Below are 22778 nucleotides of genomic sequence, written 5' to 3'. Positions count from 1 at the left end.
GCATCCGAGGAACAGATGAACGGGGGAACTGAGGGGAGCAGACGGATTCGGGGTGCCGGGGTCGCGTGGGAGGCTTCTCCCATGGCCGATGACGACGTCTGGGCAGTGATCGACGACCTCTGGACCTGGCTCGACGCCAACCAGGCGCATCCCGACCGCGAGTCCCTGCTCCTGCGCATGCTGAAGCTGACCGAGGAGGTCGGCGAGGTCGCCCAGGCGGTGATCGGCGCGACCGGCCAGAACCCGCGCAAGGGCGCCAGTCACACATGGGACGACGTCCGGTCGGAGCTCTGCGACGTCGTCATCACGGCGATGGTGGCCCTGCGCACCCTGACCCCGGACGCCCGGGAAGTCTTCACGACCCACCTGGACGGAGTCAGGGAACGCTCCCTGGGTCCTGCGTCATGACCGGCTCATGACCAGCCCATAACCGACACGTTGCCCTGTGGCGCCCAAGGAACAGGCGAGCGGGCATGAGTTGGTGCCCGCGCGCCGTGTTCGATTACCCGTTCGGTCAGATGTAGCCTTCGCGCAAGGCATAGGCCACGGCATGCGCCCGGTTGCGCAGATGCAGTCGGGTGGTGAGTCCATGCATCACGTTCTTGACCGTGCGCTCGGAGTAGGACAGCTTGCCGGCGATCTCCCCCGTGTCGAGCCCCTCGGCGACGAGGCGCAGGACATCGACCTCGCGCGGCGCGAGGCCCGCGGTGGGGGCACCGGGCTGGCCGGCCGCCGTGCGGTGCAGTGTGCCCACCTGGCTGATGAGCCGGCCGAGCAGGTCGGAGGGCAGGTCGCCGTCACCGCGGGCGGCGGCGAGTACGGCCTGCGCCAGCCGGTGTCCGGTGGCCTCGTGGCGCCAGACGATGGCTCCGACGCCGCACTCGATGACGTCCAGCAGTTCGTTCTCGCGCAGCACGCCCACCACGAGAACGGCCTTGGCGCCCTCGCTGCGGACGAGTCGGCGCAGCCTGGACAGCGTTGTCTCGTCGAGGACCTCACTGACCAGCAGGGCCACGACGCCGGGCCCACTGTCGGATTCCTCCCGGAGTTCGACCACCGGGTGCTGCCGCAGCTGGCTGATCGCGCCGGCGCGGGAGATCGGGTCGGCCGCGTGCACGGCCACGGGTATGCGGCGCCCGGCTTCGGACGGCCCGGTACTGGCCCTCGTGCCGGCCACGGCCCCCGTGCCGGGGCCTGTGGTGCGGAGTGTGGTGCGCAAGAACTGCCCCCAGGGTCAGGTGCCGCCACCGTCGAGGGGTCGGTGGCCGACGTACACAGCCCAGACTTCTGTGACACATGGGGCGCGCACAATCGTGGACCACCACGAGACACACCACGAGATCGGCCACCAGTTCGACCACGAAACCGGCCAGTACCTATCCAAGACAGGAGGCAGGCATGCAATCCCCACCCCCATCCCCCTCCCCCTCGTCGTCCCCGTCGTCATCCGCGTCCTCAACGTCACCGTCACCGTCGTCGTCAGCTGCGCCGTCATCCGCGTCCTCATCGCTGTATGAGCGCCGGGAGGCACTTGCTCTGGTGGCCGACGAGGCAGCCCGCGCCCGCGGGGGGACGGGCCGCCTGGTCCTGCTGCGCGGCGCCACCGGCACCGGCCGCACCGCACTCCTGGAGGCCGCCACCGAGGACGCGGAGGCGCACGGCATGCGCGTCCTGCGGGTCCGCTGCTCCACCGGGGGCAGCGCGCCCGGCGTCCGCCTGGCCGCCGTAGAGCAACTGCTGTCCCCCCTACAGGAGTTGACCTCCTCGCCTCCGCCCGGTTCCGCTGCCGAAGTCACCGGCACTCCGGACGAGTCGCTGCCGGCCGCCGCCCGGCTCTGGCGGTTGCTGCGCGCGTACGCGGCCGAGGGCCCGGTGCTGGTCGCCGTGGACGACGTACACCTCGCGGACGAGGACTCCCGGTGCTGGCTGATCGAGGCGGCGCGCAGGGTGGACCGATTACCGCTACTGCTGCTGGTGACGGAGCGCAGCCAGTACGACGTGGACCCGCCGTCCGCCGGCCTGGTCCACACCCTCTCCCCCGCCCTCGTACGCACCCACACCCTCGCCCCGCTGAGCCGCGACGCGGCGGCGGAGCTGGTGCGTTCGGCTCTCGGCGACGTACCGGAGGAGTGGGTGACGGACTACGTGCGGGCGGGCGCGGGCAACCCGCTGCTCCTGCGCGCGCTGCTGGAGGACCTGAACGCCACCACCGCCGCACCGGCCCCGCTGCCGGAGACGTGCGCGGCGCTGTATCCGGGGGCATATCCGGCGGCGGTGTCGTGGTGGCTGGACTGTGCCGGGGCGGCGACGACCGAGGCGGCGCGTGTGCTCGCCACGTTGGACGAGCTGTCGGAGGGCGCCGACGTCGACCTGTTCACCGAGACCGCGGACACCCTCGGAGCCGACCCGGCCCGGGTACGGGGCTGGCTGACCGCCATGCCCCGGCTCGGCATGCTGCGCTTCGGCGACAACGGGCTGCCCCGCTATGCCCACCCGCTGCTGCGGGACGCGGTGCTCGCCGGCTGGTGCGCCGCCGACCGGCAGGCGGCGCACGGGGCGGCGGCCGAGGCGATGCTGCGCCGCGGCGTCCCGACGGCGACGGTGGCCCAACTGCTGCTGCGCTCGGGCACGATGGGCGAGGTGTGGGCGACGGAGGTCCTGCTGGACGCGGCTGGCGGCGCCGTCAGCGAGGACCGCACCGACGACGCGGTGGTCCTGTTGCGCCAGGCACTGGACGAGCCCATGTCGGACGGCCGCCGGGCCGAGGTGCTGACCGAACTGGGCTCGCTGGAGTTCGCGGCCGTACGTTCCTCGGCGGGCATCCCCCGGCTCACGGAGGCGATGCGCCTGCCGGGCCTGCCGCAGTACCGCGTACGGGCGGCGGTGGCCCTGGGCACGGCGCTGGCCAGACGCGGCGAGGCCCGCGCGGCGGTGGCCCTGCTCCGCGACCTGGACGGCCAGCTGACGGACCACCCCGACCTGCTCCGCACGGTCCAGACGGCGTCGGCGCTCCTCTCCGACCACGACCAGACGATCCGCGAGGAGATGTACCGCCGGCTGCACGAGACCGCCGAACACTCCCCGCAGGCACTCGGCCCCGCCGGCCACGCCCTCCTCGTACGGTACGAGGCGACAGCGGGCCTGATTTCGGCGAGCGCCGCCATGAAACGGGTACGCGCCCTGCTGGCGGAGCCGGCCGGCCCCCTGGCGGAGCCGTTCCTGCTCGGCACGGCGGCTGCGGTGGCCCAGTGGGCCGACGAACTGGACGAGGCCGAACGCCTGACGGACCGAGGCCTGACCGGCCAACGCCCGACCCTGCTCCACCCCATGCACGAGGCGTTGCTGAACGTACGCGCCGACATAGCCGCCGCCCGCGGCGACTACGGGCAGCTGCTGAGCGATCCGGAGTCGTGGCGGACTGACAGGGTGACATCCGGGGCGGGGACGGGGACGGGGGCTGGTGAAGGGCCCGGACCGGGGTTCAGATTCGGGTCGGAATGGGCGACGGGAGCCGGCGCGGCCGAGACTGCAGCTGCGGCTGCGGCTGACCTCGGAGCCGTACCCGGAACCGGAACCGGAACGACCGGGACCGGACCGACGAACGTGGAGGCGCACGTACTGCTCGCGCTCGTCGAGACCGGCCGCGTCGACGAGGCCTGGCAGCTCGCCGACGCCTTCGACCTGCGGGAGGCGCACGACTCCTGGGAGTTGAACCGTTTCCTCTACGCGCGGGGCGTGGTGCGCGCCGCCTCCGGCGATGCGGCCGGCGCCCTCGGTGACTTCCTGGAGTGCGGACGCCGCCAGTCCGCCCGCGAAGTACTGAGCCCGGTGGTCACCCCCTGGCGGGCCGCCGCCGCACAGTGCCAACTGGCCCTCGGACACCCCCGGGAGGCGCTCGCCCTGGCCGAGGAGGAACTGCGGCTGGCCCGGGTGTGGAACACCCCACGCCTGGTGGGCCGTTCACTGCGGATACTCGCCACGGCGACGGGCGGTCGCCGCGGCCTCGACCTGTCCGACGAGGCGGTACGGATCCTGCGCGAAGCCTCTGTCGAAACGGAACTGATCCCGGCCCTGATCGCCCGGGGCCGTCAACTGACCGCCGCCGGCGAACGCGCCCGAGCCCGCAAGTCGCTGCGCGAAGCAGCCGAACGCGCCGAACGCCTGGGCGCCGTACGCCTGCGATCCGCAGCCGACGAGTCCCTCCGCGAGGGCGGCGCCCGCAGCACGACGACGACACTGACGGCGAGCGAACGCCGGATCGCCGAACTCGCGGTGGAGGGCCGCACGAACACGGAGATCGCGGAACTCCTGCACGTGGCCCGCCGCACGGTGGAAACCCATCTGACCAGTGCTTACCGGAAGTTGGGCATCAGGCGCAGGGGCGAATTGGCGGGGGCGCTGGGCCGGGGACCCGGTTCCGACTCCCGATCCAACTCGCCGTAAGAGAGGCGTTGTGAACTGTGTGAACTAGAAGTGGGTGTCGGTGTCGGTGTCCGTCGCCGCCAGCACCGCGACCCGGGTACGACGGGGATCGAGTACGGCGAAGGCCACGTCCGCCGTGTCGTGGTGGAACCAGTCCGTGAACGCCATGAATCGCAGCCACCGAAAGTCGGCGGCGTGCCGCACCGCCCCCGGGAACGGGATGTCGTCGGGCAGCCCCATCAACGCGTAGAAACTGTTCCAGGCGTGCAGTCGGGCGTACGCGGCACCCAGTCCCTGGGCGTTCACCCCGCCGTTGTGCGCTGCCGTGAACAGTTCGTTGATCACGTCGTCGGCTGTGGTGTGACAGGTGAGGGCACCGCCCCGGCGCGTGCCCTCACCCTCCAGGCACTCCAGGGGCAGTTCCTTGATGAACGCGATGTTGAAGTCGTCCGGATCGAGCTGGCTCGGCAGCGTGAAGAAACGCGCTTCGGGCTCGCGGGACCAGCCGCTGGCGGTGAAGGGCTCGGCGGCCGTCCCCGCGCGCCCGACGTCGGGGCTCTCAACTGCCGTACGTCCGGCGGCCACACCACTGTCAGACGGGGGAATCTCCGGGAACCGGGACCGTAGCTGGTCGGGGGTTTTCACCGCCCCGAGGCCCCGTACGCGGACCCCGAACCGGTGCTCGACGTCCAGGCGAGTCCTCGGCAACCGGGCCAGCGGGTGCCCCAGCTCGCGCAGTCTCTCCGCGTAGGCGTCCAGGGCGGGCCGACCCCGCCCCGCCCCGATCATGGCGAGCTCGCCGAGGACGCAGGCCCGTACCTCCACCGCGGGGTCATCGAGCCGCTCCGGCAGTTCACCGAAGAGAGCTTCCAGATCCCGCGGTTGCTGGGCCTTGACCAGTTTCTCGACCAGCTTCTCGGCCACCGAGCGCCGCACCCCGGCACGTTCCTCCCGTCCCTCGGACCCGAGCGGCAACAGCAACCCCACGATGTCCACGGCGAACCTCGCGCAGTCCCGGGAGCGCGTGTCGGCAAGAGCATCGGCGATCCGTCCGACGGCCTGCGCCACGGAGGGTCCCTCGGGTCCTCCTCCGAACACGGTGCGGCACAAGTGAACTCCTCCAAGATCCTCGCCGCGGGCGAGCGCGGTGCCGTGATCGCCGTCGCCAAGAACGGTCGCCCGGCCTGCCGGACCTCGCCAACCCATCGGAATCCGTACTAGAATCTGTACAGAATCAAGACTCTATATGGGTACGGTGACATTGTGGAGATCCCCGAAGTCACTTGGCGTCTACACCGGAGAGGCCTTCGGCCGTCTCGCCTCGTCCGGCCATTTGCGGGATCTCCCCCGGCAGGAATTCGTCATCCGACTGGCCGCGCCGTACGGCGACCTGAACGTCCTCCACCTGTTCCGCGAGGGCAACTGCCGCGCCCAGCGGGCGTTCCAGACCCAGCTCAGCGCCGACGCGCGGGATACGACCTGAACTGGTCGGGCATGGACCCTCAATGCAACGAGGACGCCTCAGTGAAGAGCTTCCTCTGAGACAACAGCCTGTCGGACCAGATGCTGGACGAACTCGTCACTGGTGGAACACCGGGCGGCTACGGCGTCGGTGGCACATACGGCGCCTGAGGCCGCCTAACCCCGGGCCCGGGCGAAATGGTCGCCGTCGTGCGCTGCGGCGCCAATACCGATCCTGGCGACCCGGCCCGTTGAGCGCAGCCAAACCAGTACGGATTTCCGTACCAGTCCGGTACGGTATTAAGTACCAGCCTGAGAGAGGACGTGCGTCATGGCCCTCACCGCAAGCGAGGCGCGCAGGGATCTGTTCCCTCTGATCAAGAAGGTCAACGACGACCACGCACCCGTACGCATTCACTCCAAGAACGGCGACGCCATACTCATGTCCGCAGAGGACTACGACGCCTGGCAGGAGACCATCTACCTCCTACGCTCCCCGGCCAACGCTCGCCGCCTCATGGAAGCCGTCGCCCGCGACCGTGCGGGCCAGACAGGGGTCACGAAGACCCTGGAGGACCTCCAGGAACTGGCCGGTGAGGAGTGAGGGACGTCAACTTCGACCCGGCCGCCTGGGACGACTTCCAGCACTGGCTGGAGACCGACCGCAAGATGGTGCGCCGCGTCGTTCGCCTCATCGGCGAGATCCAGCGCGACCCGTTCAACGGTATCGGCAAGCCCGAACCCCTCAAGGGAGACCTGTCCGGCTACTGGTCGCGACGCATCGACGACGAACACCGCCTCGTCTACCGAGCCGACGACAAACAGGTCAAGATCCTCAAGGCTCGGTACCACTACACGGACTGACCTCGGCCGCGAAGGTACCGGTCACAGCGGCTCGTTGAGGACTGCGGCCGGCACGGTCGCCTCGTGGCGGACGGCAGGCGTACCTGGTTGCCCTTCTTGACCTCAGCAATGGGGTCAAGCCCCTCCTGCAGCGCATCGTCGAACCCGGGATCGCTGAAGGCGCACATGTCGCTGGCATGCGTCTGTTGACGTCGGCGACCTGGTGGAGCTCGGCGGCCGTGGAAGTGTCCAGGGCCAGCCCAACACGTCAAAAAGTCCGCAGCTTGAGCTGGCGAGTCGTCATGAAAAGCCGGGGCTAGCGGCCCGCCACAAGCCCGCAGAGCATCTCACGCGTCTCCCTGTCCGTGGAGAAGATCACGGTGCCCCGCATGCCGCGGGTGAGCAGCACCTTGTAGGTGTTGCGTATGAGGTAAGCGAACGCCTCTGGCGAAGTGCCGGCAACGGCACCGTCCTCGCTTTCCTTGCTGTCGGAGATCCAGGTGCCGTCGCGCCACACCATGTCGGGTCCGAGGATCACACCGTTCCAGTCGTATTCGAAGCCCTGAGCGGTGTAGATACATCCGACCTGGGAAAACCCTGCCGAGTCGGTGGCCCACAGGTTCTTGGACGGGTAGCCGCCGACGGGGCGATCGCTCTTGACGTTCCACGGACGCGCCCAACCCCATTCGGAGAGACTGACGTCGTCGACGAGTCCGATGAGTCTCCGGTCGGCATCCACCATGGGATCGCTCCAGGGCCAGCAGAAGCCGGCGGTCATACGAGCTTGCTCGCCGCTCTCCTGACGAGAGCGAAGAACGGCCTCGAGTTCCTGCGGCGTCTCCGCCACTTGGACCGTGAACCGGTCATCTCCTCCCCAAGGCATGGGCCCACCGGGGCGCAGCCCCAAAAGACGCAGCACCCACTCCTCGTAGGCGCGGCTGCCGCCACAGCGGAACTGGGCGTTGAGGTTCACGTGGCGGACGGGCAGGTTCATGGCTTTGGCGGCCTCGTCGATCACCGCGACATTGCACCTCTCACCCGGGCGTACGACCTGGTCCTCGTCCAGAAGGAAGACGGGTACGCGGGCGGCATCAAGGAGTGCTTCGACTTGGCGGCGGTATCCGCGTATGGGCTTGGCGGGGCGACGGAAGGACTCCCGTATGCGGTGCGCTTCGTCGCAGATCAGCACGTCGATTCCGTTCTTCGGCGCCTTGGTGAAGTCGTTGAAGTAGCGGAACAGGTTCCGGACACGTGTGTCATCCGCGCCCGCGACCTGCTGCAGCGTGGTGGTGAATGACTTGGATCCGGTGGCATGCAGGGCGGAGAGGCCGTTCCGGTACAGCTCTCCCAGTAGTTCGAGGGCGATGACGCTCTTCCCGGATCCGGGCCCGCCGATGACGACGATGACTTCCTTGGACTGGGCTTGCCCGGCGTTCTTCACCGCGCGCATGACCAGGGAGTAGGCGATCTGCTGCTCGTCGAGCAGGTTGAAGTGGCCGCGTTCCGCGATCTCTTCAGCGGCCACGGCCATGAGCCGCTTGCTCGGGGCGACGGCTTCCGGGCGCAGGGCATCGGCTGCCTCCACCCCGGACATGGGTGCTAGCCGCTCGGCGAGGTACGTCTGGAACTTCTCCCGACCGGAGCCGGTGAAGAGCTGCCCGTACGCATCGGAAGGGAGGGCGAAGAGCTGGTCGACGCCGTCGTCCGTGGCGTTGTGCAGATAGGCGGCTCCGCTGATCCGGCGCTCGTGGCCGTGCAGCGCCTCGGTGAAGTCGGCGATGTGGTCGCAGTAGCGGCGGACCTGCGACACGGGGTGCAGACGGGCCACATTGCCCATGTGTTCGACCAGCACGAGGTCTTCCGCGTCGGCAATGGACCTGGCCTTGGACCACTGCTTGAGTTCGACGGCCACGTACGACGGTTCCCCGGTCGCGGGATGGACGCCGCAGAGGAGGGCGTCCACACGGTAACTGGACAGCGGGACCGGATATTCGACCAGAACCTCGACGTCTCCGAGCCCGGCGTCCACGAGTGTGTCGGCGAGAGCGGGAAGGCTCTTCCGCCAGGAGCGCTGCTCGCTATCGCCCGTCTCGTATCCGTACGCTCCCCGGAAACTCGAGGACAACTTCTCCCCAAGTGTGCCTGCGGCGGATTCCCTGAGGAGGTCGTGGGCGGACATGCGCAGCAAAGACACTGGAGATTCCCGCCAGGACGAAGAGACCTGTGCGGTCCACAGGGCGTGGCGCACACCTGTGCGAACGCCCTGTGGACCGCAAGAACGAGATTCACCCTAACGGGTGACGTCTCGACCGGAGGTGCGATTAATCGCCTGTCGCCGACCCATCAGGCCAAACGTTGCGCGACAAGACTCAGATGCCGGATATGGCCGATCTGAATCCATTTCTCAGCACTGCCCGCGTTGCGCGGTCCGTCGCCGTACGCGCATGCGTGCAACCAGTGCTCCGCCTCACTGACACCGAGGCCGCCGACGCCTCGGAAGTCTTCCGATTCCACGATCCAACGGGCCATGGCACGAGCGCGCTCGCCGTGGTGCGGACCTCGCGTGGGCGCCCTCGCGATAAGAAATCCGTCAGGCGTCGTATAGCGGAGCAGCCCCCACCCCGGGCCCGGCTGCCTGACCGTCGGGATGTTCGCTCTGCAAGCGTGCTCCACGGAGTAGTCCCCGTAGACGACAGTTCTCGGGAAGTCGGGACGGGCCTCGCGCAGTGACCGGTGGAGTTGCCGGTCGTAACGCTCGACGGCACGTGTGGGCTGCGCCTCGAGATCTTGGGTCACGCGAGGGAACGCGCCGGCGGCAAGGACGACCCGGCGCCATGCGACGAGGGAGCCGAAGTAGTCGAGTCCCGCGAGGGCTCTCTTTCCGGACTCGACCGCGTCCGTGATCGGACCGACGTCGAGCAGGAGATCGAGTCGCGAGGGAGGCATGCGCAACCAGTCGATCATCTCCACGAGTTGCGCTCGTTGGCGTTCGTCGGGCGGCTCGTCGAGCAGGACCCGTATGCCGAGGCCCCGGCCGCTCAGGAAGGCCAGGTCGGCGGCGTACCGCTGCTGGGTCGGCGTTCGCTCCGGGCCGGTGACGGGCCAGAGGCTGCTCCTGGTCGCCAGTTGCCACAGGCTCTGGGCGGAGGCGTCGACGAGGCGTTCGACATGGACGGCATCGAGCCAGCCGCCCAGACCGTCCATGGCCTCGATGAGACCGTCGATGCGCGGAGTGAGCCAGCGCTTCAGTTCTGCTTCGTCCGGCTCGGGATCGGGCACCATGAGTCGTCCTCGTAGGCGCTCGGGCCCGATGCGCGGCACGACCGTCCACAGGGGTGCCATCCGTCGCCTCAGGTGAAGATCCACGTGGGAGTAGGCCGTGATCGCTGCTCGTGTCACCGGCAGTACCGGTACATAGATCGGCTCGACCATCGCGGCGCCCCCGTCGATTCCGCTGTTCTGCCGTATCGCCCCTGGTCGAAGGGTGAGCTGCGACAGTTGAAACGGAAAGAGCGCAATTCAGCCAGGAATTCACATTTCTCCGAAACCACGGGAAGTAGCCTGTCGAAGGACAGGCACGTTGTTCCCGGGTTGTCGGCGCCCTCCCGGAGAGGTACCCGCTGTCGGTGGCCGCGGCTAGGATTCAGCAGGTCCGCGACGTGGTGAGAACAGTGTGTGAGGCCGGGAGCGGACAGGTACGCGAGTCGGAGTCAAGAGGCGGGGACGGCGCATGCGGCAAGGCCGGTGGACCACGGTCACCGAGTCCGAGTTCGACCATGAACACCGTGGCCTGGAGGCGATCCGGGAGAAGCTGCCGGACGCCGATCCCTGGCGGGCCTGGTCGAACTTCACGTTCACCGCCCACACCGGTCACGTACGCGAGGTCGACCTCCTCGTTGTCGCCCCCGGCGGCGTCTACATGATCGAACTCAAGGACTGGCACGGCTCCGTGACCAGCGAGAACGGCACCTGGGTGCAAACCACCCCCGGTGGCCATCGGCGCCCGCACGGCAATCCGCTCCACCTCGTCAACAAGAAGGCGAAGGAACTGGCCGGGCTGCTCGGCCAGAACGGACCGCGGGTATGGGTCGGCGAAGCGGTCTGCTTCACCGACGGCGGTCTACGTGTCCGTCTGCCCGCCCACGACCAGAACGGCGTCCACACCGTCGACGAGCTGGTCACCATGCTCAAGCAGCCTCCGCGCGACGAGCGGCGCCGCATCACGGCCGTCGAGTCCCGCGAGATCAAAACCGCCCTCGACCGGATCGGCATCCGGCGCAGCGACGCCGAGTACAAGGTCGGCCCGTACCAACTGGACCGGAAGTCCTTCGACTCGGGCCCGACCTGGGCCGACTACAAGGCGAGCCACAGCGAGCTGCCCGAGGTCGCCCGCGTCCGCGTCTACCTCAGCGAGCGCGGCTCGGACGCGTCGATCCGGCGGTCGGTGGAGAACGCGGCCCGCCGGGAGGCCGCCGTACTACAGCGGTTCAAGCACCCGGGCGTCGTTCAGCTCAAGCAGTACTACCCGTCCGGGCACACCGCGGGCCCCGCACTGATCTTCGACTACGACCCGCGCACGCTCCGCCTGGACGAGTACCTGCTCCAGCACGGCAAGAGCCTCGACATCCTCGCCCGGATGGCACTGGTCCGCCAGCTCGCCGAGACGATGCGTTCCGCGCACTCCGCCCGCATCCACCACCGGGCGCTGGCAGCCCGTGCCGTTCACGTCGTCCCCCGCGACCGGGGCCGGCGCGGGCAGACGGTCGGTGAGGACGCCGCCTGGCTCAATCCCCGCCTGGAGATCTCCGACTGGCAGATCGCCACCCAGCGCGCCTCCGGCACGGACGGCGACAGCGGGCAGGGCATGACCCGCTTCGCGCCGACCGCCCTCTCGGCGATGCACCTGGCGGAGGGCTCCGACCCCTACTTCGCACCGGAGTTGACCGCCCTCAAGGCCGACCCGGTCTACCTCGACGTGTACGGCCTCGGCGTCCTCACCTATCTCCTGGTCACCGGCAAGGCCCCGGCCGCGAGCCAGGCCGAGCTGCTGGCACGCCTTGAGGCGGGCGAGGGGCTGCGCCCCAGCTCGCTGGTCGACGACCTCTCCGAGGACATCGACTTCCTCGTCCAGGCGGCGACCGCCTACCGGCCCGGACAACGACTGTCATCGGTGGACGAGTTCCTGGAGATGCTGGAGATCGTCGAGGACGGCCTGACCGCGCCGACCTCGCCGCCCGACCCCGAACCGGCCGAGGACCCCGAGAAGGACCCCCTCGAAGCGGTTGCCGGTGACCTGCTCGGCGGGCGCTGGGAGGTCCGCCGCCGCCTCGGCACCGGCTCCACCAGCCGGGCCTTCCTCGTCCGCGACCTCCAGGCCGAGGCGCGCAAGACCCGGCCGCTCGCCGTCCTGAAGGTGGCCCTCTCGGACAGCCGGGGCCAGGTGCTGGTCCACGAGGCCGAGGTGATGAACCGGCTGCGCCCCGACTCCCGGGTGATCCGCCTCGTCGAGCCGGAACCCCTGCACATCGCGTCCCGGACGGTCCTCGCCCTGGAGTACGTGGGCGACGAGCGCGAGGCCACCGAACAGAGCGCCGAGACCACCGACTCCAGCACCGGTACCGGTACCCGCACCCGCCGCCGCGAGGAGACGGTCGCGCGTCAGCTGCGCGAGCAAGGCCGTCTGAAGATGGACCAGTTGGAGGCGTACGGCGACTACCTGTTCGGGGCCGTGGACTTCCTGGAGGGCGAGAGTGTCTGGCACCGCGACATCAAGCCGGACAACATCGCCATCCGTATCCGCCCCAACCGCACCCGCGAGCTGGTCCTCATCGACTTCTCCCTGGCGGGCTACCCGGCAAAGGACTACGAGGCCGGCACCGACGGCTACCTCGACCCGTTCATCGGCACCCTGACCCGCACCGCGTACGACTCGCACGCCGAGCGGTACGCCATCGCGGTCACCCTGCACCAGATGGCCTCGCGCGAACTGCCCAGGTGGGGCGACGGCTCGGTCCCGCCCCGGATGACGGACCCGAAGGAGTTCCCGTACCCGACCGTCCAGGCCGACGCCTTCGAGCCCGCCGTACGGGACGGTCTGGTCGCCTTCTTCCGCAAGGCCCTGCACCGGGACGCGGCGAAGCGCTACGCCGAGCTCAAGCCGATGCGGGACGCCTGGAAGAAGATCTTCCTGGACGCCTCGCAGACGGTGCCGTCCAGCCACCGCTCCCGCCACCCCGAGCCCGCACCGCGAGAGACCGTGGAGGGCGAGCGCGCGGCGACGATCGCGGACGCCGAACCGCTCACCGCCGACGAGCAGCGCGAACGCCTCGCGGCGGCGGTCACCCGCGACACGCACCTGTCGGCAGCCGGTCTCACCCCGGCCGCCGAGTCCTTCCTCTACGGCCTCGAGATCACCACGGTCGGCGGCCTCCTCGACTACAGCCGCAGCAAGCTCCTCAACGCCCCCGGTCTCGGCACCAAGACCCGCACCGAGGTGCAGCGCCGTCAGCGCCAGTGGGGCAGGCTGCTGCGCGAGGCACCGCTCTCCCCGCTCACCCCGAAGGGCCGCGCGGAGGCGAAGGAGGAACTCGCCCAGCTCACCGCCACCGAGTCGGCGGTCGCCGGAGCCCTGGCCGTGGGCGACGGAGCGGCGGGCCTGAGCGAGTCCGCGCTGCGCTCGCTCAGCCTCGACCTCCTCGCCACGCTCTTCGTCCCGGAGCTGAACAACAACCGCTCCAACAGCAACAAGGTCGAGATGGTACGGCTGTTGCTGCGCCTGCCGGACGAGCGCGGCGAGCTGCCCGGCATCGGCGTCTGGCCCAAGCAGAAGGACGTGGCGGTGGCACTCGGCCTGTCCGCCGGGCGCATCCCGCAGATGCTGAAGGAGGAGCGCAAGCGCTGGAAGAAGCACCCGGCGGTCCAGGCGCTGCGGGACGAGATCGTGGGCCTGCTGGTGGGCCTCGGCCGGGTCGCCTCAGCAGTTGAGATCGCCGACGCCCTCGCCGTACGGCGCGGTACGCAGCTGGCGGGACGCGAACAGCGGCGCGCGCTGGCTCTGGCGGCGGTACGGGCGGTCGTGGAAGTTGAGCAACTCCAGCCGGAGGAGGCGGAGTTCCAGCACCAGGCCAACCGCAAGGCCACGGAGGACGTCCTGGCAGCGGGCCTGCTCGCACTGGACGTACGGGAGGTCGACGCCCCGGACACCCCGACGGCTCCGGGCCTGCTGGACTACGCGACCCGCCTGGGCAAGACGGCGGACCGGCTGACCCGCCTGGAGACCTTGCCGACCGCCACGACGGTGCTGAGCGAGCTGGGCGCGCTGACTCCGCCGCCCGGTGTCGTGGACTGGGACGAACGGCGATTGGTCGAACTGGCCGCAGCCGCGTCGGTGAACGCGGCGGCGACCCCCCGCCTGGAGATCTACCCGCGCGACCTGCCCCTGGTACGGGCCCTGCGCCTCACCCAGGCCGGCCTGGTACGGCTGATCCCGGGCGTACCGGAGGCACGGCAGCCCGGCCTGACGGGCGAGGACGTCCACGAGCGGGTACGGGCCCGCTTCCCGGAGCTGGTCATCAGGGACACCCGGGGCACGAGCACGCACGACCTCCCGACCGGCGGCCCACTGACCAAGGCGCTGCGCGACGCAGGCTTCGATCTGACTCTGTCGACGCGCGAGGACACCAGGACGCTCCGCTATCTGCCGACGCGGATGGACAGTGCGTCCAGCTATCTGACGGGCGGGAACTGGCGCCAGTCGACGCAGGCCGGCGCGGTCACGCGCTACTCCGACGACCCGCTCGTGGCAGGCGGGGTCCGCACGGACGAACGGCTGCTGGCCTCGGCCCGGAAGGACGGCTACCGGGTCCTGACCGTGCACCACGGCCGTACGGTCGAGGCGGTACGGAGGCTGGCGGGCCATCGCATCGGCGCGCAGGCGGTGTCCGTGACCGAACTCTTCCTGGAGTCGATGCACGCGCTGGTCCCCCCGGGCACGAAGCCGACCTGGGAGACGCTGCTGAAGGCGGACGTGGCGGAGCCGGGCTCTCGGGGCGCGCTGAAGTTCACCGAGTACGCGCGGACCGCGTGGGGCACGGTGGAGCCGCAGGTACGGGAGCTGCTGGCCCCGGGGGCCGGTTCGGGCCCGGTCCTGCTGACCGAGGTGGCGGTGTTTGCCCGGTACGACGGGATGGGCGTCCTCGACCGACTGGCGGAGGCGGCTCGGCAGGGCGGGCGCGGACTGTGGCTGCTGGTGCCGCAGGCGGACCCTGGGCGTGAGCCGAAGCTGGGGCACACGGCGGTGGCCTACCAGGCCGGCCTGGGCGAATGGATAGACCTGCCGGACTCGTGGGTGAAGAAGGACTACCTGTCCGGGGTGACGGACGTGAGTGTCGTGGGCGTGAACGTAAACGTGAACGGTAACGAGGGGGACGACAAGTGATCGACCGCAAAGCCCTGTTGGACGACCTGAAGCAACAGGTCAAGGCGGTCGAGGCCGACCTCGGCAAGCAGGTCAAGGTGGTGCAGGAGGGCGAGAAGCTGCGCGCCGAGTGGGACCGTGCGCGCAAGCTGGGCCGTACGGCGGCCACGTGGAACTCCTGGCTGGACGAGCGGGTCACTCAGGTCGCGGTGGCGTGGGTGCTGGGGACTGTCTTCGTACGGTTCTGCGAGGACAACAGGCTGATTCCGGAGCCGTACTTGACGGCACCGGAGGGCGATCGGCGGGATCTGGCGCTGGTTCGGTTCGAGGAGTACGTCGCTCGGTCGGAGGACCCGACATACCGAGGCTGGCTTGAGCAGGCGTTCGAGGAGCTGGGGGCGGGGCAGGCGGGGCGGTTGCTGTTCGATCGGCGGCACAACCCGCTGTTCCAGATTCCGCTGTCGCATGACGGTGCGCGGGAGTTGGTGGACTTCTGGCGGGGGCGGGACGAGGGCGGTGTTCTCGTCCACGACTTCACGGATGCGCTGGAGGAGGACGGGGACGGTACGCGGGGGTGGGACACGCGGTTCCTGGGCGACCTGTACCAGGACCTGAGCGAGGCCGCGCGCAAGACGTACGCGCTGCTTCAGACGCCGGAGTTCGTGGAGGAGTTCATCCTCGACCGGGCGATGGATCCGGCGGTGCGGGAGTTCGGGTACGAGGGTTTGAAGATGATCGACCCTACGTGTGGGTCGGGGCACTTTGTGCTGGGGGCGTTTCGGCGGTTGGTGCGGCTGTGGGGGGAAGGTCGGCCGGGCAAGGACGCGCATGAGCGGGTGCGGGAGGCGCTTGATTCCGTTCACGGGGTGGACTTGAATCCGTTCGCGGTGGCTATTGCTCGGTTCCGGTTGCTGGTGGCGGCTATGGCTGCGAGTGGGGTGCACACGCTGGGGGAGGCTGCCAAGTACGAGTGGCCGATTCATCTGGCGGTGGGCGACTCGCTCATCAAGAGCCGGCACAAGCAGGGGAACCTGTTTGACGACTTGGAGGAGGAGGGGGCCGATGAGCTGGCCGACTTCAAGTATGAGACTGAGGATGTGCATGAGCACCCGGATATTTTGCGGCCGGGGCGGTATCACGTGGTGGTGGGTAATCCGCCGTACATCACGGTGAAGGACAAGAAGCTTAACGAGCTTTATCGGGGATTGTATGACGCATGTTCGGGGACATATGCATTGTCGGTTCCGTTTGCTCAGCGATTCTTCGAGCTAGCGAAGTCGGGGGACGCGGAGAGCGGTCTCGGGTACGGGATGGTTGGGCAGATTACTGCGAACTCATTCATGAAGAGGGAGTTCGGGACGCGACTGATCGAGACGTACTTCGGGCACGAAGTGGAGCTAACTGAAGTCATTGACACATCGGGGGCTTACATCCCAGGCCACGGGACGCCAACGGTCATCATTGCAGGCAGGCGACGATGGGGCAGCAAGCGCTCCACCACCATTCGAACCGTCCGGAGCATTCTGGGAGAACCCATCACTCCGGGAAACGCCGAGAACGGGCTCGTATGGAATGCCATCGCTAATCAGATTGACGAACCCGGGTCGGTAAGCCGGTGGGTTTCAGTGAATGATCTAGACCGAGAGCGATTTTTCGGGAAGCAGCCATGGATCCTCACAGACGGCGGACTCGAAATTATCGAAGCCATCGAGTCAGCAGCTGTCCAGCGAGTTAAAAACATTGCCATTCGTATCGGATATGTAGGGTCCACTCACGCCGACGAAATTATGGTTCGTCCCAGTCGCACCTGGAAAAAAGATTTGTCAGATTTTCTCACCCCTATTGCAGCAGGTGATGAGGTACGAGATTGGGGCACCAGCACCGAAAGCGCTGCTTTCTACCCTTACACTACGGATCGCACCCTCCGGCCACTTTCGGACAGTATCGGCAAGTCGAGTGATATCTGGCCCTACAGAACCGATCTTGGGCAGCGAGCTTCATTTAGCGGCGGCACTTACTTTACTGCTGGCCGCGCCTGGTGGGAATGGCACCAACTCCCCAAGGATCGAGGCGCGCATGACTGGTCGATCGCCTTTGCAGAAGTTGCTACACATAATCACTTTTCGCTCGATCGAGACCGGAAAACATTCAAACAAACAGCTCCCGTTATCAAACTCGCCCACAGCGCAACAGAGGTTGACCATCTCCACCTGTTGAGCTTGTTCAACTCATCCACTGCTGGACTGTGGCTCAAGATGGCGTGTCACAATAAAGGCGGTCAGGGAGTAAACGAGGGGTTCAAATCTCAAGGATGGGAGCGTTTCTACCAATTCAACGGGTCCAACATCGAGCGCTTCCCACTGCCAGCCAATTATCCGACCGTTGTCGCCAATCTATTCGCCATCTTGGCCCAGAAAATCGATGCGGCCCGCCCGTCCACATTGACTGCCGAGTCGACTCCCAACACTGCCGCCCTCAAGCAGGCCAAGGAAAATTGGAACTCCGCTCGCGCCCGCATGATCGCCCTCCAGGAAGAGCTGGACTGGCAGGTCTACTCGCTCTACAACCTGTACCCCGAAGACCTGCGCGTCTCTGAGAACCCAGACTGCCCCGACCTCCCCGAACTTGCCCTCGGAGAGCGTGCCTTCGAGATTGTGCTCGCGCGGCAGGTCGCCGCAGGCGAGGCCAGTGACGAATGGTTCAAGCGGCACGGGTCCACGCCCATCACCGAGATTCCCGCCCACTGGCCCGCCACCTACTGCGAGGTCGTCCAGAAGCGGATCGACGCCATCGAGTCATCCCGCGCCATCGGCATGATCGAACGGCCGGAGTACAAGCGGCGTTGGGCCACCGAAGGGTGGGACTCACTTCAGGAGAAGGCCCTCCGGAGCTGGCTACTCGATCGGATCGAGGACCGTGCGCACTGGTTCGACGAGAACGGGATGCCCACGCTCGTCACGCTTTCCCGCCTCACAGACAACCTCTCCCGTGACGAGGATTTCGTCTCCGTCGCCAAGATCTACGCGCCCCACAAGGAACTGCACGCCGTCGTTGCCGAGTTGCTGACCGACGAGCACGTGCCATTCCTCTCCGCCCTGCGCTACAAGCCCGCCTCCCTCAAGAAGCGCGCGGACTGGGAGAACGTCTGGGATCTCCAGCGCCAGGAGGACGCCGCACCGGATGAGCCAGCCAAGCGGAAGATCCGGGACTCCATCCCCGTACCGCCGAAGTACACCTCCGCCGACTTCCTGCGCCCCTCGTACTGGCGGGCGCGCGGCAAGCTGGACGTACCCAAGGAGCGGTTCATCTCGTACGCGCGGGCCAACGTGGCCACCCCCGACCTCTACGGCTGGGCAGGCTGGGACCACAGAGAGCAGGCGATCGCGCTCGACACCTACATCGCCACTCACGAGGGCCTGACGACCGAAGAGGTCGCCCCGCTCCTCGCTGGCCTGCTGGAACTCCAGCCCTGGCTGAACCAGTGGCACAACGAGCCCGATCCACTGTTCGCCCCGACCCCCGCCAAGTTCTTCGAGGGCGACCGGCAGATGGAGCAGGGCAAGCACGGCCTCACCGACGACGACCTGCGTGCCTGGCGCCCGACAGCCACGACCAGGGGACGCCGTACGACCAAGAAGTAGCCCCCAGCTACGCCAACGGCCCCGCGATCGGAACAGATCGCGGGGCCGCCGCCTTGCCTGATCAGTCGCTCAACTGCCCGTCCCTGATTGCCGAAACGAAGGAGGTCCACCCGCCAGCAGGGAACACAAGCACCGGCCCGAGGAGAACCTTGCTGTCCCGCACCGGGACGACAGTGGCGAAGTCGTCAGAGACTTCGACGCAAGCGCCACCGTCCGAGTTGCTGTATGAGCTCTTGCGCCAGTTCACGACGCTCAGGTCGATGGATCGCACGGCACTTCCTCCAACATGCGCAGGACGAACTTCCGCGACTCGGCCGGGGACAGCGCCAGGTCACGAACTGCATCGTAAGCACCTTGCAGCTTCTCGACCGCCGCGCTGTCTTCGATCAGATCGCCGCGGTGCGCGTTCTCCGTGTATGCCACCGTACGTCCCTGCGCCAGACGTAGGAACCACACGTCAGTGCTATCAAGCCCGTAGGGGCCAGCACTGAACGGCAGCACATGGACGGCGATGTTCGGGCGCTCCGCCATCTCAGCCAGGTGCTCCAACTGCCCGCGCCACTCAAGGGTGTTCAGCAACGCCGTGCGCATGACCGCCTCAGAAAGAATGGTCCGGAACCGGGGCGCATCCTCCCCCTCCAACAACTCCCGCCGCCCCATCCGAGCCTCGACCTGCTGCTCAAGCTCCTTCCCCTTGAGCCCACCCGCCGCCAACACCTCCCGCGCATACCCCGGCGTCTGCAACAGCCCCGGCAGCACACTCACCGCGAAGTGCCACAAGCTCACCGCCTCCGCTTCCAGCGCCATGTACCGCCGGTACCGCTCCCGGAACTGCGTATGGTCCCCGGCCGCCACCTCCCACAGCGCCAGCAACAGCCCCGGCGTCCCGTAGTGCGTGTCGAGGGCCTGGACGACCTCCGGGCTGCCGAGCGTCTCGCCCTTCTCCATCTTGCCGAACAACGACCAGTCCCAGCCCAGCCGTTCACCGAGCGCCCGCAGGCTCAACCCGCTCTCGGCCCGCAGCTTTCGCAGCTCCTCGGCGAACCGCTGACGGGGTTCCTGGCTACGGCCGGTGATGACGCGTCGCTGCGGCATACCGCTCCCTCCGGGACGTTCGGGTGACCGATGTGGAACCTGTGGAACTTGTGGAACCACCTCTCGCGACGGGGAACCACCACCCCGCCCACAACCCGGTCGCCCACATCCGGGCGCATCCTCGTAACGACCGGACTACGCAGCGTAATTCACCCAGCGCAGCTAGGTCATGGAATCAGCGGAACCACACCTCCAACCGCACCGACGAGGACCCACATGACCCCCACACCTCACCCTCCCCACGCTCTCAACGCACCCCACACCCCCAAGATCCAGGAAGCCCTCAACGCCCGCGACGCCCTCGCCACCGCCCTCTCCCAGGCCGGCATCCAGCTCCCCGCGATGGACATCCGCACCCCCTGGGCCGACGACCGCAAGGCCGAAGCCGAGTACGCGCTCGTCCACCTCGGCGTGTGCTCAGCCCCCATCGCCCTGATGCTCGCGGACGTGATCACGAAGGGGATCGCCGGGTGACTGAGGACGCCGACGGGATCCCGACCGTCGGCGCGGCCGTCCACGACAGTGCCCGCGACCGCGTCGGACGCGTCATGGGCCACGAAGGGCCGTACATGCAGCTCCGCCCGCTCGCCGGTGGCCGCGAATGGGACGCCGAGCCCAACCGCCTCCGCACCCTCACCCCGGCCGAGCTGCTGAGCGTCCTCGTCGCCGAGGCGAACGCCCGGAGCAGACAACCCAGATGACGGCACCACTCCACATCCGACCCGACCCATCCGAAGCCGCACCCCAACCCCCCACCCACCACCCACCACCCACCACTCGGTTATGGCCGACTCCGTACTGATCCCCTCCCCGTGATCAACACCCTCACCTAGGATGACGAGAACCAATCTCAGCGGCCCGACGGGCTTCCTGATCCGCCTCGCGAGAGCGCACGGCGGATCTCCAAGGACATGCCCCCACCCGCACGAGTCTTCTTCGTGCTGCATGGGGGCATTTCCTTGCTGTTCCGTGAGTCCGCGGCGTCCGTGGCCGCCCGCATCCTCGAAGGGTCGCTGGCGCTGCATCTGACCGAGAACTTCCGTCACCTGCACGGCCGGAAGGCCGGGCAGTCGGAGATCAGGTCCTGGGAACGCAGCCTCCCGGCTCTTGTCAACGCCCTCCTGGATGCCGGACTCGGCGATGTCGAGGTCCTCATCGAGTACAGCCTGCCCCTCACCAGCAAGCGCGCCGACGCCGTCCTCGCGGGCGTGCACCCCACCACGGGCGAACCGTCGTACGTCATCGTCGAACTCAAGCAGTGGAGCGAGGCCCGCCCGGACGAGGACGAGCCGCTGCTGTGCCGGCTCGACGCCTACCCGAACGCCGTGCTCAACCCGATCGAGCAGGTCCGGGGCTACTGCGAGTACCTGCTGTCGTTCAACGGCGCGCTGGAACGGATGCCGGAGGCCCTCGCCGGGGTGGCGTTTCTGCACAACGCCACCGAAGCCCGTATCGCAGGTCTGCGGGGCGTCGACGAGGACCAGCACGGCCGGATGTACACGGGTGAACAGCGCGGTGCCTTCCTCGACTTCCTGCGTTCGCGGCTCGCTGCCAAGCCGGGTGCGGAGGCTGCGGACGCACTGCTGAGCGGCAAGATCCGGCCGTCCAAGCAGCTGATGGCCGTCGCGGCGGCGGAGATCCGCGACCGTGAGCAGTTCGTCCTCCTCGCCGAGCAGCGGGTCGCCTACGAGATGGTGATGTCCGCCGTACGCAAGGCGAAGCAGTCCAACCACAAGCAGGTCGTCGTCGTGACTGGCGGCCCCGGTTCCGGCAAGAGCGTCGTCGCGCTGTCGATCCTGGGGGACCTGTACCGGCGCGGGGTGACCGCCTATCACGCCACCGGGTCCGCGTCGTTCACCAAGACCATGCGCAAGGTCGCCGGGACGCGTATGCCCGTCGTGCGGGAGTTGTTCAAGTACTTCAACAGCTTCATGGACGCCGAGCCGAACGACATCGACGTGCTGATCTGCGACGAGGCCCACCGGCTGCGTAAAACCTCCGCCAACCGCTACACCAAGGCGGAACTGCGCACCGGCCGCCCCCAGGTGGCCGAGCTGATCGACGCCGCCCGGGTGCCCGTGTTCCTGCTCGACCAGCACCAGGTGGTGCGGCCCGGCGAGATGGGGACCAAGGAGGAGATCCAGCGGGCCGCCGCCGAGCAGGGCCTCGACTGCACGGTCGTAGAACTGGACGGGCAGTTCCGGTGCGGCGGCAGTGACGCGTACGAGAAGTGGGTCGTCGACCTGCTCGGGCTGGAGGGTGGCACGCCCACCTCGTGGGAGCCGGACGGCAAGCTGAAGCTGCGGACCGCCGAGAGCGCGCAGGAGCTGGAGGACTTCCTCGTCGCCCGCCGGGCGGACGACTACAGCGCGCGGATCTCCGCCGGCTACTGCTGGAAGTGGACCACCAAGGTCACCCCGGACATGACCGAGCTGCCCACGGACGTCGTCATCGGTCAGTGGGCGCGGCCCTGGAACGTGTACGGCGACCGGTCCGTCCTCGGTGCGCCGCCCGCGCCCCTGTGGGCCACCGAAGCGGCCGGTTTCGGGCAGGTCGGCTGCGTCTACACCGCGCAGGGCTTCGAGTACGACTGGTCGGGCGTGATCATCGGCCCGGACCTGGTGTGGCGTACGGACCGCTGGGTCGTGGACCGGGCGGCGTCGAAGGACCCGATCTTCACGAAGACGACGCCGGACAGCGAGATCGACCGGCTGATCCGCAACACCTACAAGGTGCTGCTGACCCGGGGCATGGTCGGGACGATCATCTACTCGACGGACCCGGAGACGCGCGACAAGCTGCGCTCACTCGTGCATCCGGCATCCGGCGTGGAGGCGCCCGCCCTCGTGTAGTCGCGCGTGTGCGAAAAGTGGTCTTCCGTTGTCAGTGGTACGCCATAC

General features: G+C 68.2%; 17 protein-coding genes. 11 read left to right on the top strand and 6 right to left on the bottom strand.

The window, feature by feature from the left end; all coding sequences use genetic code 11:
- Positions 1 to 81: 81 nt before the first annotated feature.
- Positions 82 to 408 (top strand): MazG-like family protein, encoded by a 327-nt coding sequence (locus ACW4TU_RS33015; RefSeq protein ID WP_457419175.1) that lies wholly within the window; start codon positions 82 to 84, stop codon positions 406 to 408.
- A 106-nt stretch (positions 409 to 514) separates the two neighbouring features.
- Here the strand turns inward: ACW4TU_RS33015 and ACW4TU_RS33010 are convergent, their stop codons facing one another.
- Positions 515 to 1177, bottom strand: coding sequence for a helix-turn-helix transcriptional regulator (locus ACW4TU_RS33010; protein WP_457430446.1), 663 nt, complete (start codon positions 1175 to 1177; stop codon positions 515 to 517).
- A 136-nt stretch (positions 1178 to 1313) separates the two neighbouring features.
- On the opposite strand from ACW4TU_RS33010, the gene ACW4TU_RS33005 reads away from it, so the two are divergent.
- Both ACW4TU_RS33005 and ACW4TU_RS33000 read left to right on the top strand, forming a co-directional pair.
- Positions 1314 to 1517 (top strand): hypothetical protein, encoded by a 204-nt coding sequence (locus ACW4TU_RS33005; RefSeq protein WP_457419173.1) that lies wholly within the window; start codon positions 1314 to 1316, stop codon positions 1515 to 1517.
- Between the two features lie 22 nt (positions 1518 to 1539).
- A complete protein-coding gene (locus ACW4TU_RS33000) occupies positions 1540 to 4443 on the top strand; it encodes a helix-turn-helix transcriptional regulator (RefSeq protein ID WP_457419171.1) in 2904 nt (967 codons plus the stop codon).
- 24 nt (positions 4444 to 4467) lie between these two features.
- Here the strand turns inward: ACW4TU_RS33000 and ACW4TU_RS32995 are convergent, their stop codons facing one another.
- Positions 4468 to 5490 carry a DUF6183 family protein gene (locus tag ACW4TU_RS32995; RefSeq protein ID WP_457419169.1) on the bottom strand — a complete coding sequence of 341 codons (1023 nt, stop codon included), beginning with the start codon at positions 5488 to 5490 and terminating at the stop codon, positions 4468 to 4470.
- Between the two features lie 187 nt (positions 5491 to 5677).
- Between ACW4TU_RS32995 and ACW4TU_RS32990 the strand changes: the two genes are divergently transcribed.
- The 3 genes from ACW4TU_RS32990 (at position 5678) to ACW4TU_RS32980 (ending at position 6747) form a co-directional block, all read left to right on the top strand.
- Positions 5678 to 5905, top strand: coding sequence for a hypothetical protein (locus ACW4TU_RS32990; RefSeq protein WP_457419167.1), 228 nt, complete (start codon positions 5678 to 5680; stop codon positions 5903 to 5905).
- Between the two features lie 309 nt (positions 5906 to 6214).
- Positions 6215 to 6487, top strand: coding sequence for a type II toxin-antitoxin system Phd/YefM family antitoxin (locus tag ACW4TU_RS32985; RefSeq protein WP_457419165.1), 273 nt, complete (start codon positions 6215 to 6217; stop codon positions 6485 to 6487).
- Positions 6484 to 6747, top strand: a complete 264-nt coding sequence (locus ACW4TU_RS32980) for a Txe/YoeB family addiction module toxin (protein ID WP_398393984.1) — start codon at positions 6484 to 6486, stop codon at positions 6745 to 6747. Before ACW4TU_RS32985 ends, ACW4TU_RS32980 begins: the two co-directional genes overlap by 4 nt.
- A 295-nt stretch (positions 6748 to 7042) precedes the next feature.
- Here the strand turns inward: ACW4TU_RS32980 and ACW4TU_RS32975 are convergent, their stop codons facing one another.
- Both ACW4TU_RS32975 and ACW4TU_RS32970 read right to left on the bottom strand, forming a co-directional pair.
- A complete protein-coding gene (locus tag ACW4TU_RS32975; protein WP_457419162.1) occupies positions 7043 to 8905 on the bottom strand; it encodes a DNA/RNA helicase domain-containing protein in 1863 nt (620 codons plus the stop codon).
- A 164-nt stretch (positions 8906 to 9069) separates the two neighbouring features.
- Complete coding sequence (locus ACW4TU_RS32970) at positions 9070 to 10158, bottom strand: beta family protein (RefSeq protein WP_457419160.1); 1089 nt, start codon at positions 10156 to 10158, stop codon at positions 9070 to 9072.
- Positions 10159 to 10456: 298 nt separating this feature from the next.
- Here ACW4TU_RS32970 and pglW point away from each other — a divergent pair, with 298 nt between their 5' ends.
- On the top strand, positions 10457 to 15163 hold the full coding sequence (gene pglW / locus ACW4TU_RS32965; protein WP_457419158.1) for a BREX system serine/threonine kinase PglW: 4707 nt from the start codon (positions 10457 to 10459) through the stop codon (positions 15161 to 15163).
- Complete coding sequence (gene pglX, locus ACW4TU_RS32960; RefSeq protein WP_457419156.1) at positions 15160 to 18783, top strand: BREX-2 system adenine-specific DNA-methyltransferase PglX; 3624 nt, start codon at positions 15160 to 15162, stop codon at positions 18781 to 18783. The genes pglW and pglX overlap by 4 nt, the downstream gene beginning before the upstream one ends.
- A 61-nt stretch (positions 18784 to 18844) precedes the next feature.
- On the opposite strand, the gene ACW4TU_RS32955 is transcribed toward pglX, so the two are convergent.
- Together ACW4TU_RS32955 and ACW4TU_RS32950 are read right to left on the bottom strand one after the other, a co-directional pair.
- On the bottom strand, positions 18845 to 19054 hold the full coding sequence (locus tag ACW4TU_RS32955) for a DUF397 domain-containing protein (protein WP_457419154.1): 210 nt from the start codon (positions 19052 to 19054) through the stop codon (positions 18845 to 18847).
- On the bottom strand, positions 19036 to 19878 hold the full coding sequence (locus ACW4TU_RS32950; protein ID WP_457419152.1) for a helix-turn-helix domain-containing protein: 843 nt from the start codon (positions 19876 to 19878) through the stop codon (positions 19036 to 19038). Before ACW4TU_RS32950 ends, ACW4TU_RS32955 begins: the two co-directional genes overlap by 19 nt.
- A gap of 216 nt (positions 19879 to 20094) precedes the next feature.
- Between ACW4TU_RS32950 and ACW4TU_RS32945 the strand changes: the two genes are divergently transcribed.
- From ACW4TU_RS32945 to ACW4TU_RS32935, 3 genes are all read left to right on the top strand, one after another.
- Complete coding sequence (locus ACW4TU_RS32945) at positions 20095 to 20352, top strand: hypothetical protein (RefSeq protein WP_457419150.1); 258 nt, start codon at positions 20095 to 20097, stop codon at positions 20350 to 20352.
- The gene (locus ACW4TU_RS32940; RefSeq protein WP_457419148.1) at positions 20349 to 20579 is read left to right on the top strand and encodes a hypothetical protein; all 231 of its coding nucleotides are present in this window, start codon (positions 20349 to 20351) and stop codon (positions 20577 to 20579) included. Before ACW4TU_RS32945 ends, ACW4TU_RS32940 begins: the two co-directional genes overlap by 4 nt.
- Before the next feature lie 210 nt (positions 20580 to 20789).
- Positions 20790 to 22730 (top strand): DNA/RNA helicase domain-containing protein, encoded by a 1941-nt coding sequence (locus ACW4TU_RS32935; protein WP_457419147.1) that lies wholly within the window; start codon positions 20790 to 20792, stop codon positions 22728 to 22730.
- Positions 22731 to 22778: the final 48 nt, after the last annotated feature.

This window comes from Streptomyces kryoterrae (assembly GCF_054072135.1).
This window is presented reverse-complemented; position numbering and strand designations above follow the sequence as displayed.

Bases quoted from the DNA above. Each gene is read 5' to 3' on its own strand.
- ACW4TU_RS32975 (WP_457419162.1), bottom strand. From the start codon at position 8,905: ATGTCCGCCCACGACCTCCTCAGGGAATCCGCCGCAGGCACACTTGGG.
- ACW4TU_RS32950 (WP_457419152.1), bottom strand. From the start codon at position 19,878: ATGCCGCAGCGACGCGTCATCACCGGCCGTAGCCAGGAACCCCGTCAG.
- ACW4TU_RS32945 (WP_457419150.1), top strand. From the start codon at position 20,095: ATGACCCCCACACCTCACCCTCCCCACGCTCTCAACGCACCCCACACC.
- ACW4TU_RS32970 (WP_457419160.1), bottom strand. From the start codon at position 10,158: ATGGTCGAGCCGATCTATGTACCGGTACTGCCGGTGACACGAGCAGCG.
- ACW4TU_RS32985 (WP_457419165.1), top strand. From the start codon at position 6,215: ATGGCCCTCACCGCAAGCGAGGCGCGCAGGGATCTGTTCCCTCTGATC.
- ACW4TU_RS33015 (WP_457419175.1), top strand. From the start codon at position 82: ATGGCCGATGACGACGTCTGGGCAGTGATCGACGACCTCTGGACCTGG.
- ACW4TU_RS32935 (WP_457419147.1), top strand. From the start codon at position 20,790: ATGCCCCCACCCGCACGAGTCTTCTTCGTGCTGCATGGGGGCATTTCC.
- pglW (WP_457419158.1), top strand. From the start codon at position 10,457: ATGCGGCAAGGCCGGTGGACCACGGTCACCGAGTCCGAGTTCGACCAT.